Source organism: Parasphingorhabdus sp., from assembly GCF_036964675.1.
Taxonomy (GTDB): domain Bacteria; phylum Pseudomonadota; class Alphaproteobacteria; order Sphingomonadales; family Sphingomonadaceae; genus Parasphingorhabdus.
This window is the reverse complement of sequence record NZ_JBALTF010000009.1, coordinates 32,578-49,119: the sequence shown is the minus strand read 5'-3', so window position 1 is coordinate 49,119 and position 16,542 is coordinate 32,578. Positions and strand designations below refer to the sequence as shown.

At 57.5% G+C, this 16,542-nt stretch carries 15 protein-coding genes; 8 read left to right on the top strand and 7 right to left on the bottom strand.

Annotated elements, in window-relative coordinates; all coding sequences use genetic code 11:
* The 5 genes from V7665_RS03165 to V7665_RS03145 all read left to right on the top strand — a co-directional run.
* Positions 1–115: 3-hydroxyacyl-CoA dehydrogenase family protein (locus V7665_RS03165; protein WP_335663087.1), on the top strand; the 115-nt coding region annotated here is incomplete at its 5' end.
* Between the two features lie 101 nt (positions 116–216).
* Positions 217–1,362, top strand: coding sequence for an epoxide hydrolase family protein (locus V7665_RS03160; RefSeq protein ID WP_335663084.1), 1,146 nt, complete (start codon positions 217–219; stop codon positions 1,360–1,362).
* Between the two features lie 6 nt (positions 1,363–1,368).
* Complete coding sequence (locus V7665_RS03155) at positions 1,369–2,289, top strand: ABC transporter permease (RefSeq protein ID WP_335663083.1); 921 nt, start codon at positions 1,369–1,371, stop codon at positions 2,287–2,289.
* A gap of 4 nt (positions 2,290–2,293) precedes the next feature.
* Positions 2,294–3,082: an ABC transporter permease subunit gene (locus V7665_RS03150; RefSeq protein WP_335663082.1), complete on the top strand. Its 789-nt coding sequence runs from the start codon at positions 2,294–2,296 to the stop codon at positions 3,080–3,082.
* The gene (locus V7665_RS03145; RefSeq protein ID WP_335663081.1) at positions 3,079–4,626 is read left to right on the top strand and encodes an ABC transporter ATP-binding protein; all 1,548 of its coding nucleotides are present in this window, start codon (positions 3,079–3,081) and stop codon (positions 4,624–4,626) included. The genes V7665_RS03150 and V7665_RS03145 overlap by 4 nt, the downstream gene beginning before the upstream one ends.
* Before the next feature lie 56 nt (positions 4,627–4,682).
* Here V7665_RS03145 and V7665_RS03140 read toward each other — a convergent pair whose 3' ends face one another.
* The 5 genes from V7665_RS03140 to V7665_RS03120 form a co-directional block, all read right to left on the bottom strand.
* A complete protein-coding gene (locus tag V7665_RS03140) occupies positions 4,683–5,519 on the bottom strand; it encodes a TorF family putative porin (protein ID WP_335663080.1) in 837 nt (278 codons plus the stop codon).
* A gap of 247 nt (positions 5,520–5,766) precedes the next feature.
* A complete protein-coding gene (locus tag V7665_RS03135) occupies positions 5,767–7,104 on the bottom strand; it encodes a mechanosensitive ion channel family protein (RefSeq protein ID WP_335663079.1) in 1,338 nt (445 codons plus the stop codon).
* A complete protein-coding gene (gene metC, locus V7665_RS03130; RefSeq protein WP_335663078.1) occupies positions 7,101–8,300 on the bottom strand; it encodes a cystathionine beta-lyase in 1,200 nt (399 codons plus the stop codon). Before metC ends, V7665_RS03135 begins: the two co-directional genes overlap by 4 nt.
* A 26-nt stretch (positions 8,301–8,326) precedes the next feature.
* Complete coding sequence (gene sseA / locus V7665_RS03125; protein ID WP_335663077.1) at positions 8,327–9,163, bottom strand: 3-mercaptopyruvate sulfurtransferase; 837 nt, start codon at positions 9,161–9,163, stop codon at positions 8,327–8,329.
* A gap of 134 nt (positions 9,164–9,297) precedes the next feature.
* Positions 9,298–10,827: a cryptochrome/photolyase family protein gene (locus tag V7665_RS03120; RefSeq protein ID WP_335663076.1), complete on the bottom strand. Its 1,530-nt coding sequence runs from the start codon at positions 10,825–10,827 to the stop codon at positions 9,298–9,300.
* A 117-nt stretch (positions 10,828–10,944) separates the two neighbouring features.
* Here V7665_RS03120 and queF point away from each other — a divergent pair, with 117 nt between their 5' ends.
* The 3 genes from queF (at position 10,945) to V7665_RS03105 (ending at position 12,977) form a co-directional block, all read left to right on the top strand.
* A complete protein-coding gene (gene queF, locus V7665_RS03115) occupies positions 10,945–11,415 on the top strand; it encodes a preQ(1) synthase (protein ID WP_335663075.1) in 471 nt (156 codons plus the stop codon).
* The gene (locus V7665_RS03110; protein WP_335663074.1) at positions 11,415–12,503 is read left to right on the top strand and encodes a glutathione S-transferase family protein; all 1,089 of its coding nucleotides are present in this window, start codon (positions 11,415–11,417) and stop codon (positions 12,501–12,503) included. The genes queF and V7665_RS03110 overlap by 1 nt, the downstream gene beginning before the upstream one ends.
* A gap of 81 nt (positions 12,504–12,584) precedes the next feature.
* Positions 12,585–12,977, top strand: coding sequence for an acyl-CoA thioesterase (locus V7665_RS03105; RefSeq protein ID WP_335663073.1), 393 nt, complete (start codon positions 12,585–12,587; stop codon positions 12,975–12,977).
* 56 nt (positions 12,978–13,033) lie between these two features.
* On the opposite strand, the gene V7665_RS03100 is transcribed toward V7665_RS03105, so the two are convergent.
* Both V7665_RS03100 and V7665_RS03095 read right to left on the bottom strand, forming a co-directional pair.
* Positions 13,034–14,614, bottom strand: a complete 1,581-nt coding sequence (locus V7665_RS03100; protein WP_335663072.1) for a helicase HerA-like domain-containing protein — start codon at positions 14,612–14,614, stop codon at positions 13,034–13,036.
* Between the two features lie 105 nt (positions 14,615–14,719).
* Entirely contained in the window at positions 14,720–16,261 is a 1,542-nt protein-coding gene (locus V7665_RS03095; protein WP_335663071.1) for a Do family serine endopeptidase, read from the bottom strand.
* Positions 16,262–16,542: the final 281 nt, after the last annotated feature.

The following is a 16,542-nucleotide window of genomic DNA, read 5'->3' as shown; positions in this document are numbered from 1 at the left end:
CAAATATCGTCCGGCGCCAATCTTGTGTAAATATGTCGAGGCCGGCTGGCTGGGCCGCAAGACGGGCAGGGGTTTCTATGATTATTCGGGCGAAGCGCCGGTCCCGACGATGTAGGCGAAAACCCGCTCATCCCGAGCTTTTTCGGAGGATGAAGACAAGAATAGAGCAATCGCCCGGCGACAGGCTCAGGGCGAACGGATAGAGGATGACATGTTGTGAGCGACGAAATCAGAGACTTTGAAATTGATATCCCGAAGACCGCGTTGGACGATCTCGACATTCGCTTGCGGCATGTGCGCTGGCCTGATCCGGAGCCGGTTGACGACTGGTCGCAGGGTATTCCGCTCGACTATGTCAAGACGATCGTCGACCATTGGCGGACCAGCTATGACTGGCGGCGCTGCCAGGATGCGCTCAACCAATATTCCCATCATCTGACCGAGATTGATGGCGTCGACATCCACTTCATGCATATCCGCTCTCCGGAAGCGGATGCACGACCGCTGATCATGACGCATGGCTGGCCGGGATCGATCGTCGAGTTCATGGACGTGATCGGCCCGCTGACCGATCCGGTTGCCTATGGCGGCGAGGCGAAAGATGCCTATCATCTGGTGGTGCCGTCGCTGCCCGGATATGGTTTTTCCGGCAAGCCGACGACGACCGGATGGGGTCTGGAAAAAATTGCGACAGCATGGGACACGCTGATGACCCGGCTCGGCTATGACCGTTATTTTGCGCAGGGCGGCGACTGGGGCGGGATGGTGACCTCCGTAATCGGCGCGCAAAATCTCGGACATTGTGCCGGCGTCCATGTCAATCTCGTGGTCGTTGGTCCACCATCCGAAGAGATCATGACCAATCCGACACCGGAAGAGCAGGCATCGCTGGCGCATTTTGCGGTCTATCAGTCGCAGGGCGCGGGCTATGCCGAAATCCAGCGGACCCGGCCGCAGACACTCGGCTATGGTCTGGCCGATTCACCGGTTGGGCAAATGGCCTGGATCATGGAGAAATTCCAGGGCTGGTCCGATGGTGCCAAGGCACCGGATGAAAATTTCGATTGCGATCATTTGCTCGACAATGTGATGATCTATTGGCTCAACAACGCCGGCGCGTCCTCGGCGCGGCTGTACCGCGAAAGTTTCGGCGCGCCCAATATTGATCCGGTTGAAATTCCCTCCGGATGCAGCATCTTCCCCAACGAGATCATCACCCCCTCGCGTCGCTGGGCCGAGCAACGGTTCAAGGATTTGCGTCACTGGGGCGAGCCTGAAAATGGCGGTCATTTTGCGGCGATGGAAGTGCCGGAGCTGTTTGTCCAGGAAGTGCGCAGCTGTTTCGGAGCGATGGAGCTCTAGCGGCACGTGCTTTCCCTGATCACCCGGCGGCTGATGACGGCGATCCCGACGCTGCTGGTGATCATCTTGGCGTCTTTCTTCCTGATGCGGCTGGCACCAGGCGGGCCGTTTGATGGTGAACGTCCGCTGGATCCGGCCACGCAGGCGGCGTTGCAACAGGCTTATGGTCTGGACCGGCCATTGTGGGAACAGGCGTGGCTCTATGTTTCGCGGCTGGTGCAGGGGGATTTCGGACCATCGCTGGTCTACCGCGACTTTACCGTGTCGGAGCTGATCGCGCAGGGCCTGCCGATTTCGCTGACTCTGGGAGGGCTGGCGATAGTGCTGGCGCTGATGATTGGGATTACGGCTGGTTTGTTTGCTGCCGTGCGAGCGGGGCAGGCGGCGGACAAGACGATCATGATGCTGGCGACGATTGCCACCGCGCTGCCGACCTTTGTCACCGGGCCCGCGCTGGCGCTGTTCTTTGGACTGTGGCTGGGTTTGCTGCCGGTCTCGGGAACTGGTGAGGGTGGTGCCTGGCTGATCATGCCGGTCGTGGCGTTGGCACTGCCGGTGTCGGGTGCGATCGCCAAACTCACGCGCGCCGGACTGGCCAGCGTGCTCAAGCAGGATCATATCCGCACCGCGCGCGCGCGCGGCCTTTCCGAAACCAAAATTCTGTTCAAACACGGACTGCGGCCAGCCCTGGTTCCGGTGGCGAGCTATTTGGGGCCGGCAGCGGCTGGCCTTTTGACCGGGGCGGTCGTGGTCGAAACCGTCTTCGGACTGCCCGGTCTGGGGCGCTATTTCGTCCAGGGTGCGCTCAACCGCGACTATCCGCTCGTGCTTGGCGTGGTCACGCTCTATGCGGCGCTGATCATATTGTTCAACCTGTTCGCCGACCTGATCTACGGCTGGCTCGACCCCAGAATGCGGGAAGGGTGAAGCGGTGCTGAAAGGCCATTTCCCGCTTGTTCTGGTGCTGGCGATTGTGGCGCTGGCGCTATTGCTGCCGTTCCTGCTGCCGTGGAATTATGACCAGATCGACTGGGATGCCGTCCGCGCCCCGGCGTTCAGCGGATCGCATTTTTTCGGTACCGATGAAATTGGCCGGGACCGCCTGGCGCGGCTGGCAGCGGGAACCCGGATCACGCTGATGGTCGCAATGGCCGCGGCGCTGGTCTCGCTGATCGTTGGCATCGCCTGGGGCGCGACAGCGGGCTGGATCGGGGGCAGAGTCGACGAGGCGATGATGCGGATTGTCGACGGTCTATATGCGCTGCCATTCATGTTCATCGTCATCCTGCTGATGGTGGTATTCGGACGATCGATCTTGCTGGTGTTTGTCGGCATCGGGCTGGTCGAATGGCTGACCATGGCGCGGGTGGTCCGGGGGCAGGTGATGGCGCTGAAACAGCGACCCTTCATTCTGGCTGCCGAGGCGGCGGGAACGCCGTCGATCGCGATCATCTTGCGCCACATATTGCCGAATATCGCCGGTGTCGCGCTGGCCTATCTGATGCTGACCGTGCCGCAGGTGGTGATGGTCGAGAGCTTCCTATCCTTTCTCGGTCTGGGTGTGCAGGAACCGCTGACCTCGCTCGGCATATTGGTCAAGGAGGGCGCGGACGACATGGATATGGTGCCGCTCGGTCTGGCGCTGCCCGGCGGTCTGCTGGTGGTGATATTGGTCTGCCTGACGATCGAAGGCGAACGGCTGAGAGACCGCTTTTCATGAGCCTTTATGAAATCCGGAATCTGGCTGTGGACATTGCCGGAAAGCGGCTGGTCGAGAATGTCAGCCTGACCGTCGAGCCGGGACAGTGCACCGCCCTTATCGGAGCATCGGGTTCCGGGAAAAGCCTGACCTGCCTGTCGCCTTTCGGGCTCACCCCCGGTGTCGTTTCCGGTTCGATGATATTGGATGGTATCGACCTGGGGAGCGCCGATACCCGTCATCTAAGAGATGTTCGTCGGCGGCTCACCGGATTCGTGTTTCAGCAGCCATTGACGGCACTGACGCCGCATCTGACGGTCGGCGCGCAATTGCAGGAAGCGACGATGCAGGCTGGTGCCGCCCGGCCGTCGCGCCGGGAGCTGGCCCGCAAGCTGGAGCGGGTTGGCCTTTCCCGGGCGGGTGAGCGGCTCGACCAGTTTCCGCACCGGTTGTCCGGTGGTGAACGCCAGCGAGTGATGATTGCCGCTGCGATCGCGCATAGCCCAAAATTACTGATCGCCGACGAACCGACCAGTGCTCTGGACGCGGCCCTGCGCGCCGAGATCATGGCACTGCTCGACGAATTGCGAGCCGAGCAAGGGCTGGGCATGCTGCTGGTCAGCCATGATCTTGCCTCGGTTGAGGGTCATGCCGACCAACTGGTGGTGATGGACAGGGGCCGGGTGGTTGAAATTGGCTCGGCAGGCGCTGTCATCGCCAATCCGGCGGAAGATTATACCAGGCGCCTGATCGCCGCGACGCCGCGTCTCGACGAGCCATCACCGGAACTTGGCGAGCCTCGTGACCTGTTGCTTGAAACCTTAGATGTCGGCGTCGAATTTGAGCGTCCCGGTTGGCGTCGGGGAAAGATTCGTGCCGTGGTGGATTCCGGCATCATATTGCGGCAGAACGAATCTCTCGCCCTGGTTGGCGGGTCCGGTTCCGGAAAATCAACGCTCGGACGCGCCATTGCCGGTATCGGCCCGGTGACCGAGGGCGAAATCTTGTGGCAAAGAGCGCCGCTTCCCGAGCGTCGCAAGCGCAGTCTGGACATGCGCCGGCTGATCCAGCCGGTTTTTCAGGACCCGGTCGCCAGTCTCGATCCGCAATGGCAGGTCCTCGACATTGTCACCGAACCGCTGCGCAATCTGCGCCCCGACCTGATGAAAGCCCAATGCCGTGAGATGGCGCAGCAAGCCTTGTCCGCTGTAGACCTGGCGGAGGACTTTCTGACCCGCTTGCCAGCCAGCCTGTCGGGTGGTCAGGCGCAACGGGTTGCGATCGCCCGGGCGATTATTTCTTCCCCACAGCTGCTGGTGCTCGATGAGGCGACATCCGCGCTTGATCCGTTGGTCGGAGCGGAAATTCTCGAACTGCTCCTCCGGCTACAGGTGGAGAACGGATTGAGCCTGTTGTTCATCACCCACGACATCGCTGCTGCGCGCCGATTGTGCCACCGCATTGCGGTGATGGAAGAAGGGCGGATTGTCGAAACTGGTGATATGCAGGCTGTGATCGACGATCCCCGGCATCCGGCGACGCAAAAGCTGATCGCAGCCAGTTAAAAAAAAGGCCACCCGGTTGTCCGAGTGGCCCCCTTTTCAGCGTGGCTTTTGTGAATTTAGAACGATACGCCGAGAGTGAAAATAAATGCAGAGTCGGTGAAATCTTTCTGTGCCGGGGAATCATCGGTGTCCGTATAGGCCACTCCCAGCGTCAGATTTTCGGTGATCGCATAATCAACACCCAATGACCAATCAATGTAGTTGCTGTCGGTGCCCTGCAGGGTACTGAGGAAGCTCTTGCCATCCGAATAGCCCAAATGAGCATTCAAGGTCACCGGAGTGTCGGGGATGCCCGCGCTCAGGTCGGTATAAAGATAGATATTATCCTGGTCAGCCAGCGCACTTTGTCCGCTCCACGAATAGGCAGCACCAACGGTGGCTTCAACTGGACCTATGGTAGCCGAAAGCGAGGCATAAGGTTCAAAGAAATCGGTTGCACCGCCGCCAACACCACCGGCGTCGGGGTAGAAATAATACAGCAAGCCAACATCCGCTGAAATGCCGGACGCCAGTTCACCGGACCAGCCACCGTAAATATCAAGTTCAGTGCCACCGGCAAAGTTGATCGAAGAGCCCCAGGTTCCGATATACAAGCCGCTTTCATGGCCAATATCGATACCGCCTTGAATGGCTACGTCGCCGCCGGATTGAGCGACACCGCGGAAGCGATAGTCAGTTGTGACTGCCGCGTTTCCGGAAATCGTGAAGGCGCTGGAAGATACTTCTGCATCCTGCGCCAATGCTGGTGCGGCCGTGGTGGCCAGCAAGATGGCCGAGAGGCCTACGATAGTTGATTTGGCTTTTCCGCCAAGAATAGCTTTATTGGACGTGCGCATGGAAATCCCTTTCTCGTTAATGCGTATCGCCCCTCCTGATATTGTCACGGCTGTCATTTTATTACGCCAGATGCCCCGAACGCGAACAGTCTCTAAACAACTGCAGGAAAGCTGGTCTATATTATTGCGCTGCACAAGAAAGAAAACGACAGGAAAGGTGACATAATTTCGAAATGTTGCACTTGCGCCACAAAGTGATATTTGGCCGCTTAAAATTTAGGCGGATTTGATTCTGAATGACTAATAAAGCATCATTTCGTGCTCGAAACCTTTGTCATTGCAGTTCGATCGCGCGGGCTTAGCCTTATTCGGTCGCGGTCGATTCTGCCTCGTCGAGGGACGGTTTCGAGCCAGCATCGAGCTTGACGGTTGCGTCTGTCGGCATCGACCGGATATGAATGTCGCGCTGCGGGAAGGGAATTTCGACGCCATGTTCCTTGAACAGGTCCCATACCCGTTTCAAGATCGCTGCCTTGAAATTGCCGACCCCAGATTGCGGGTCCTTGATCCAGCAGCGGATTTCAAAATTGACACTATTGTCGCCAAATTCCAGCATCCAGACGACCGGTTTCGGGTGGTTGAGTACGCGCGGCACATCGACGCAGGCCTGTTTCATCAGATCAATCGCCTGATCCATGTCGGTATTATAGGACACGCCAACCGGGATGCTGATCCGGACATTGGGACTGGAATAGGACCAGTTTTCCACCTCCCGCGTCATCAGATCCTCATTCGGGATCAAATGCTCTTTGCCTTCGCGGGTGAGAACCGAGACCGCGCGCACGCCGATCTTGTTGACCCAGCCGTAGGTATTGCCGACCGCGATCACGTCACCCGGCTTGATCGAACGGTCCATCAGCAAGATGATCCCGGCGATCATATTGCCGATCGTCTTCTGCATGCCGAAACCGATGGCGAGGCCGAAGGCGCCGGAGAAGACGGCGAGAGCGGTAAGATCGATCCCGACCACATCGAGACCAAGAACAAAGGCGCCAGCCAATATGGCGACGGTGGCCAGCTTCTGGCCCAATACCTTTTGTGCGCCGTCCAGTTCGCTATTGCCGATAATATAAGTCACCAGCTTCATCAGCACGCGGGCCACCGCAAGCATGATGACGGCGGTCATCGCCAGGGTAACAATCCAGAGCAGCGAAATCCTTCTCGTGCCGATGCTGAATCCGACCTTGTCCAACGCTAATGTGATCGGTTCTATTCCGCCGACCAATCCCGATCCGATACTGACGAACAGGGCCAGGCCAATGACCGTTCCCAGCCAATCCGGCATCCGCACACCGCGGATCAGGTCATTGGCAAACAGGCCGACCGTTATCGCGATGGTGAGGGAAAAGACGACCTGTGCGATCAGGTGCCAGGGATAGAAAGCCAGAAAGATCCCGCATAGGATGAATGTGGTTGCGCGCCGGGTCATGTCGCGGATGCGGCGGCCGGCGAGTTCGCTCTCATAGCCGGCTCTGGCTTCCCAGAGGTGGCGTAGCTTGGGACCAATATATTTGCTGAGATACCAGCCGACGGTCAGCGCCAGCATGACCAGGCCGGCGGCGACCGCTCCCTCAATATATTGGACGTTGCGCGGGGTGTCAGCGGTCAGAGTTTCCAGATATTTGAACGCATTGTCGATCATGGCTTTGCACTGTGGTAATGTTCAAAAGCTTTGGCAAGGTCCTCAATCAAATCTTCGGGGTCTTCCAGACCGATGTTCAGTCGCACCAGCGGGCCGCTTGCGGTCGATTTGGTTACCGTGCGATGTTTCCCGGGATCGACCGGCAGCGCGAGGCTTTCAAAACCGCCCCAGCTATACCCGATGCCGAACAGCTCCAGCGCATCAATGAAAGCGGCACGGGATTGGTCGTCGCCATCCGATAGTTCGAAAGAAAACAGGCCGGATGACCCGTTGAAATCGCGCTTCCAAATCTCGTGACCCGGGCAATCGGGCAGAGCCGGGTAGAAGACCAGGCCCACTTCGGGTCGGGCCTTTAGCCAATGCGCAATTTCCATCGCGCTGGCTTCGTGCTGGCGCAGACGGACGTCCAGTGTTCTTAATCCGCGTGCGGCAAGATAGGCATCATCGGGGGAAACCACCTGGCCCAGTTGCTGCGCGGTGCGCCGGAGAGCAGTCCAATATTTGCTGTGCGTGGTGACCGCGCCCATCATCACATCGCTATGACCGACGATATATTTGGTGGCAGCGATCATGGCGATATCAACGCCATGTTGCAGAGCGGGGAAAAAACGCGATGTCGCCCATGTATTGTCTAGCAGGGTGATTATGCCTGCCGCTCGAGCTGCCTTGCAGATCGCCGGCACATCCTGAACCTCGAAGGTCAGGCTGCCGGGACTTTCCATCAAAACTGCCTTTGTCTTGGGACCGAACAGGTTGGCGATGTTCGACCCGATCATTGGGTCATAATAGCGCGCTGTGATACCCATGCGTTTGAGAAAGGCGTCGGCAAAGCTGCGGCTGGGGTCGTAGCTGCTGTCCGTCAGCAGGATTTCGTCGCCCGGTTGCACAACGGCGAGCAGCGAACAGGAAATGGCGGCAACACCGGACGGATAAAGCATGGTCCCGGCTGCGCCGGGCTCCATTTCGGTCAGTGCTTCGGCCAGCGACCATTGAGTCGGAGATCCCCGGCGGCCGTAGAAAAAACGACCGTCGTCGTTGGATTTCAGGCCTTCGCGGAGATGAGCCACATCGTCATATAGATGCGTACTCCCACGCCAGACCGGTGGATTGACCACCGGCCCGGTCCATATTTTTCGGCGACCACCGGTGACCGCCTGTGTAGCGGGCTTTTTTGAACCAGAGTCGCTATTGGCCAACTAAAGTTCCAGCAGCGCCAGCATTTTCAGGCGGTTTCTTTCGGGGTGTCGGCATCTGCGCCCCATTCGGCCCAGCTGCCGTCGTAGAGAGCGGTTTTTTCAGCACCTGCGAGCGTTGCGGCAAAGGATACAACCGCAGCCGTAATCCCTGATCCACAGGTCGTGACCAGCGGTTTGGAGAGATCAACGCCAGCGTCGCTGAAGATTGCCTTGATTTCGTCACTGTCTTTCCATGTTCCGTCAGCGTTGAAGAATTTGCTGTGCGGAATATTGGTCGAGCCAGGGATATGGCCAGACGCTGCGTTGCCGCGAAGGTCGGGTGTTTCGCCGCTAAACCGGTCGGCCGGTCGTGCGTCGACAACCTGCTCGGCCTTGCTGTGCAGATTGGCGAGCATATCCGCCTTGGTGCGAACGTCCTTGTCATCTTTCCAGACCGTGAAATGGCGGTGGCGCAGGGCTTCCTTGCCAGTTTCAAGCGGTCGGCCCTCGGCCTTCCATTTGGCGATGCCGCCATCGAGAATGGCGACTTCATGGGCGCCAAAAATGGTCAGCATCCACCACGCGCGCGCTGCGGTTTTGAACGGACTGTCATCGTAAAGCACCACACGGCTGCCATCGCCCAGACCGAGCGATTGCATCCGGCTGGCAAATTTTTCCGCCGGCGGGAGCATGTTTTCGACCGGATTGTTGCTGTCGGTCAATTCACTGAGGTCCATGAAGACCGCGCCCGGGATATGGCCTGCTTCATATTCGGCTGCCGGATTGCGCCCGGCATCGGGCATGAATTTTGTCGCATCGACGATGCGTAAATCCGATGCGCCCAGTTCGTTGGCCAGCCAGTCGGTCGTTACCAGCAATTCCATATTCAGCTCCTCATGCTCGCAAGTATTTGCGCTATTCATCTCGCCGTCTAGCGATTCGATTTCAGGCCGTCGAGGCTATAACGCATTGTCCCACGAATCCACCGCTTATGTGGTTTTTGTGCATTTGACTGGCTTCACAAAGCGTCGAGAAAGGATTTGGCTTGCGAGCGGATTTGATTGCGGGCGTCCGGGTCCATCTTGTCCCATATGCGATAGGGCATGGCGAGGCGGTTATTGTCCTGCAACTTGTTCTGATTGCGATCAAGAAAATCCCAGTAGAGCGCGTTGAATGGACAGGCGTCCTCGCCGGTACGTTGTTTCACATCATAGCGGCAGTGCTGGCAATAGTCCGACATCTTGTTGATATAGTTGCCCGATGACGCATAGGGTTTGGAGGCGATGATCCCGCCGTCGGCGAACAGGCTCATGCCAAGCGTGTTGGGCAGCTCCACCCATTCATAGGCATCGGCATAGACTTCGAGATACCAGCGGTGCACGGCCTGCGGATCAATCCCGGCGATCAGGGCAAAATTGCCGGTAATCATCAGCCGCTGGATGTGATGGGCATAGGCGAAATCGAGCGTTTGGCCGATTGCCTCTGAAAGGCAAAGCATGTCGGTTTCACCCGTATAATAAAAATCCGGGAGCGGCCGGTCGGCGTTCAGGAAATTGCGCTCGACATAGTCCGGGCCCTCGCGCCAATAAATCCCGCGTATATATTCGCGCCAGCCGATAATTTGGCGGATAAAGCCTTCCGCCGCGTTCAGCGGGACCTTGCCCTCACGATATTTTTCTTCGACTTCACGGCACAGGTCGAGCGGGTCGAGCAGTCCGGAATTGATATAGGGCGACAATATCGAGTGCCACAGAAACGGCTCGCCGGCCAGCATGGCATCCTGATAATCGCCAAATCTGGGTAAGGCCTCATCGAGAAACTGCCGTTTTTGCCGCATGGCTTCCTCGTGCGTGACGGCAAAATGGAAATGTTCCAGCGAACCTGGATGATGCGAAAATCGCCTGCCGACGAGATCCAGAACTTCGCCCGTCACATCATCGGCCAGAAACCGCATCGGTTGCGGGATTCGCTCCCTGCCTTTGGCAGGCTTTCGATTGTCGCTGTCATAATTCCACTTGCCGCCCTCTGGCTTGCCCTTGTCGTCCAGCAGCAGACGGGTTTTGCGCCGCATCTCGCGGTAGAAAAATTCCATCCGGAGCTGCTTTTTCCCTTCTGCCCAGTCGTCGAAATCCTGATGCGTGGCGAGGAACCGGCTGTCGGGACAGATGCTGACGGGTGTGCCGAACTTCTCTTCCCAGTTTTCGATCATCGCCATCACTCGCCACTCGCCCGGCTCGGTGACCCGGATCGCCCCGATGTCGTGTCGTTCGATTGCCCGTGCAATCTCGCCGGTAAAGCTGCCGCTATTGTCGGGATCATCCAGCTCGACATACTCGACCGACCAGCCGCGATCTTGCAAGGACCGGGCATGATGGCGCATGGCCGAGAGGATATAGGCGATCTTGGCCTTGTGGTGGCGGACATAGCCGGTTTCCTCATCCAGCTCGGCCATCAGGATGATGCAGTCATCCGGCTTTTGCTGGTCCAGCGAAGAAATATCCGGCGAAAGCTGGTCGCCGAATATGGGTATCAGGGTTTTTCTTGTCATGGGTCGGCAGTCGCACGAACCGACGTTTTGTTCGAGACGTGCTTTCGGGCAGTGTCGGAGGCGAAGCGCGTCGCGGCAAGTGATGACATATCTCCTTCCGTGCAGTAAACATGCCGCATGACCAAAGATGATTCCGACAAACCGATTCCGCGCTTTCTCGGGCGGGACGCTCCGCTTCCCGCTTCTCCCGAAGCGGCGATACTCGACTATGTGCCCAATCCTCGTGCCGGCGAGCTCTATCTTGCGCGCTTTGCCGTGCCGGAATTCACGTCGCTGTGCCCGGTAACCAGCCAGCCGGATTTTGCCCATCTGGTCATTGATTATGCACCGGATCAGAGCATCGTTGAATCCAAGTCGCTCAAGCTGTTTCTCGGATCGTTCCGAAACCATGCTGCCTTTCACGAAGATTGCACAGTCGGAATCGGCCGGCGCCTGTTCGATGAAATGCAGCCCAAATGGCTGCGAATCGGCGGCTATTGGTATCCGCGCGGCGGGATTCCGATTGATGTTTTCTGGCAATCGGGCGAGCCGCCCAAAGGCCTGTGGGTGCCGGATCAGGGCGTGGCACCCTATCGGGGCCGCGGCTGATGACGCATAAATTATACGCCGCGCCGCTTTCACTCTATTCCGGCAAGGCGCGAGCCTATCTCGACTGGAAGGGCATTGATTACGAAGAAATCCTGTCTTCCGGAGCGGTTTACAAAGATATTATCATCCCCAAAGTGGGGCGACCGGTCATTCCGGTACTGGATACCGATGACGGCCAGACCATTCAGGACACGACCTGCATTATCGATCATTTTGAAGCTACGATCGCTGGTCCTTCGGTCTATCCTGACACGCCGAAACAAAGGCTTACCGCGTTGCTATTGGAAACATATGGTGATGAATGGCTGGTGATTCCGGCGATGCACTATCGCTGGAATTATAATGAAGAGTGGGTCTACGGAGAATTTGGCGCCACCGCAGCACCCGATGCCAGCAAGCAAGAACAGCTGGCAATCGGAAGGGAACGGGGTGCCAGCTTCAAAGGCTTCTGCCCGATTCTAGGTATCAACCCGCAAACCATCCCGGCAATCGAAGCGAGCTATGAGGCGTTGCTTGCCGATCTTGACGCCCATTTTGCGGTTCATGATTATCTGCTGGGCTCTCGTCCTTCGATTGGTGATTATGGCTTGATCGGACCGCTTTACGCTCATCTCTACCGGGACCCGGCATCGGGCGAGATCATGAAGCGTTTGGCCCCGCGTGTTGCCGCCTGGGTTGAACGAATGGTGGATGTCAAAGCGCCGCTTTCGGGTGAATTTCTGCCCGATGATGAAGTTCCGCAAACCCTGATGCCGGTGCTTGAGCGGATGATGGGGGAACAGATGCCGTTCCTGCAGACCAGCGCCGATATGCTGGCGGTCTGGTCTGCGGCCAATCCGGACGCGGAATTGCCCCGTGCCGTTGGTATGGCCGCATTTACTGTTGAAGGCATAGAGGGCCAGCGGATCGCACCTCCTTTCAGCCTGTGGATGTTGCAGCGGGCGCTGGAATATTATCGGCAATTGGAAGAGGCTGATAAATCAGTTGCGGATGAATTTTTATCGACAATCAATGGTGCATTGGTGTTTCGGAATTTTGCTATGGAACGGCCTCTGGCGTTCGAAAACTTCAAGCTTGGCTTGCGCTAATAGGCTAAGCCAGCCCGAAACTGGAGCAATTCCCTACTTTGCCCTATCAATCGGCCACCGGCATTCTTATATCTTAATGATATGACCAGTATTTCACACCATCACAGCATTGCCATCGAGGCATCCGACATTGATTTCATGGGACATGTCAACAATGCCAATTATCTGACGTGGGTGCAGGATGCTGTAGTTGCGCATTGGCAGAAATTTGCGCCTTCCGAAGCGGTCGCAGCCCATCTCTGGGTGGCGATCAAACATGAGATTATCTATCGCAAACCGGCTTTTCTGAACGATGATGTGATCGCCGAAGTATTGCTGGAAAAAGTACACGGGGCGCGGGCATTTTACAGCACGATCATTCGTCGCGGCGAAGAGGTGCTGGCCGAAGTGCAGTCAAGCTGGTGCTGTATCGATGCCGACACCTTGCGCCCAACTCGCTTGGCAAAAGATATCGTCGCCCGATTTTTCAGTTAAAATATTGAAGCGGTTGAAATTCTTGGCTCAGCAATAACAAGCTGGTGAGCCGGCCATCAACGCATCAGACCACCAATCAGATTGCGGACAAAGCGTCCGGCAACCGGCCCGGCGAGATCCGTAACCACCGAACCGACAGCAGAGGTCACGCCTGACTGCACCGGATTTGCCCGAGACTTTTTGCCCAGCATTGTCGAGGCGGCCATGCCGGCTGCGGATCCTGCCGCGACCTTGGCGCCGCGACTGAACGCCTTCTCCCAGATGCTTTTGCTCTTCCGCGGCTGTTTGCGGACCTCTTCCTCGCCTTTTTCTTCGACCTCTTGCGCGGTTGCCGTGGCGTCGATCACCTTCTGTGCGAGTATCTCCTCGGCGCTGTGCCGGTCGATCGCTTGATCATATTTGTCTTCATAGGGCGAGATCGAATTGATGATCGCCCGTTCCTTTGCCGAAACCGGACCAAGGCGTGATCGCGGCGGCTTGATCAGGGTCCGCTGGACAATCGAGGGCGCACCATCTTCGAGCAGGGTGGAGACCAAAGCTTCGCCCACGCGCAATTCGGTAATGGCTTGCTCTACATCAAGATCGGGGTTGATGCGAAACGTGTCGGCTGCCGCCTTGATTGCCTTTTTGTCGCGCGGGGTGAAAGCGCGCAGGGCGTGCTGCACCCGGTTGCCGAGCTGGCCAGCAACCTCCTGGGGTATGTCGACCGGGTTCTGGGTGACGAAAAACACACCGACGCCTTTGGACCGGATCAGGCGCACGACCTGTTCGATCTTGTCTTCCAGTGCCTTGGGTGCATCGTCAAACAGCAGATGGGCTTCGTCGAAGAAGAATACCAGCTTCGGTTTTTCCGGATCGCCGACTTCCGGCAATGTTTCAAACAGCTCGGCGAGCAGCCAGAGCAGGAAGGTCGCATAGAGTTTCGGGCTGCGCATCAGCTGATCGGCGGCGAGGACATTGATATAGCCGCGACCCTGATCGTCGCATTTGATGAAATCATCAATTTCCAGAGCCGGTTCGCCGAAAAACTGGCCGGCGCCCTGGCTGTCCAGCTGCAGCAACTGGCGCTGGATCGTGCCGACACTGGCCTTGGTCACATTGCCATATTTGGCGGATAGTTGCTTTGCGTTTTCCGCCGTATAAGCGAGCATCGACTGCAGGTCGTCGAGGTTCAGCAGCAGCAATCCTTCTTCGTCGGCAAAGCGGAAGACGATATTGAGCACGCCCTCCTGCGTCTCGTTCAGGTCCATCAGGCGCGCGAGCAGCAACGGCCCCATTTCACTGATCGTGGTGCGGATGGGGTGGCCCTGCTTGCCATAGAGGTCCCAGAATATTGCCGGATTGTCGGAATAGGCATAATCGTCCATCCCCAGTTCCTTGGCGCGGGCTTCCAGCTTGTCCGCATGTTTGAATTGCGGTGATCCTGCCATCGAAATGCCCGCCAGGTCGCCTTTCACATCGGCGACAAAGACCGGCACGCCATTGGCGGAAAAGCTCTCGGCCAGTCCTTGCAGGGTGACCGTTTTGCCAGTGCCGGTAGCCCCTGCGATCAGGCCGTGGCGGTTGGCGCGGGACAGGTTGAGGCTTTGCCGTTCACCACCGCCCAGTCCGAGAAAAATTTCTGTTGCATCGGTCACCGGCGGATCCCCTCAATCATATTGCCATCAAGCGTCATAGCTTGACGCAAAAAAAAGGCCGGCGTCAAGCGCCGGCCATTTTCTGTTACACGTGTTTAACTGCGTTTAGCTTTCCTGCAGGCGAACCGCGACAAATTGCGGATCGCGAGCGCCGCGACGAACCTGCAGCAGCACCGCTTCGCGGTTTGCGCGTTTGGCGCTGTTTATCGCACTATCCAGATCAGACGCGCTGGTCACCGGCTGTCGGTTGACACTGGTGATCAGATATCCGCGCTTGATCCCCTTCTGGGCGGCATCGCTGTTCGGATTGACCGTCGACACGACGACGCCCTTTTGCGTCGATGCAACACCGATCTGCCGCGCGATAGTTGGCGTCAGATCGACAACGGATAATCCGAGAGCCTCGGCGGTTGCCTGTGCACTGACACCATTATCATCCTGACCCATGGCATTGTCTTCTGCATCCGGGTCGAACGAATTTCCGGCCAGTTCCTCTTCAGACGGACGTTTGCCAAGCTTGGCATTGACCTTGATCGTTTTGCCATTGCGAATCAGTTCGATCGGAACATCGGTGCCGATCGGAAGATTGGTCACCAGATAGGACAAGGTCTGGTCGGGGGTGACCGTCTTGCCGTTCACCTTGGTGATCACGTCACCCGCCTGAATGCCGGCTTTTGCGGCCGCTTCATTGGGCTCGACTCGCTGGACAAATTCACCCAGGTTTTTCTCCAAACCGAGCGAGTCCGCCAGATCTTCAGAAAGCGCGCTGATCTGTACGCCGAGATAGCCGCGCTCGATCGTCTGTCCCTTTTTCAGCGTTTCGACAATCGGTGCCGCCACTTCTGCGGGAATGGCAAAGCCGATGCCGACGTTGCCGCCGGTCGGGGAAATAATCGCATTGTTGATGCCGATGACATTGCCGTTGAGATCGAACATCGGACCACCGCTATTGCCGCGGTTGATCGATGCATCGGTCTGGAGGAAGCGGTCATAAGCGCCGCCTTGGCCGGTATTCCTGTGGATTGCGGATAATATGCCCGTGGTCACAGTTCCGCCAAGACCGAATGGATTGCCGATGGCAATAACCCAGTCGCCAACCCGGGCGCCGGTGCTGTCGCCGAACTTGACAAATGGCAGGGGCTTGTCTGCCTTGATCTTGAGCACCGCGATATCCGATGCCGCGTCGCGACCGACGAGCTCGGCTACATATTCGGTGCGATCCGGCATGATCACGGTGATTGATTCGATGGTCGCGTTGCGATTGCCTGGCGCGACAACGTGGTTGTTGGTCACGATATAACCATCGGCCGAAATGATGAATCCGGATCCCAGCGATTGGGCCTCGCGGGTTTGTTCACTACCGCCACCGCCTTGGCGATTGCCGAACAGGCCGTCAAAAGGTGTGCCCGCAAACGGATTATTATTGCTCACACGGACGCGCTGGGTGGTCGAGATATTGACCACGGCAGGCTGCAATTGTTCGGTCAGGTCTGCGAAGCTCATCGGCGCGCCTGAGCGCGGCACGACGTTGCGCATCACCGAGCTGTCATTGGCGGCGGTTTGTGCTCCAGCCGGGCCAATGCCGGCCAAGGTTGCTGCACTGCCGGCCAAAAGCAAAGCTGCTGAAATTCCGTAAGCGTAACGCACTATTATCTTCCTCTCAAATTTCCGGCGGAACAAATGGATTTCTGCCGCCAGATCCGTTCAAAATCGCAGAAACAATGGCGCAATTTTCATGAACGGAAATTGAATATTCGCATATTTGTTCGCCGAGCTTGATCGCAGAACTGCGGGATATGCCCGATGCCAGTATATTTGGGTGTGGCCAAAGTGTTTCGCAAGCCGGAATTCGCTGTTTGTCGGAAAAAAACTGGCTTGGTGAAGAAAAGATGACATTTGTAGTCGAATGCCTTTGTCGGCGCTTTCCT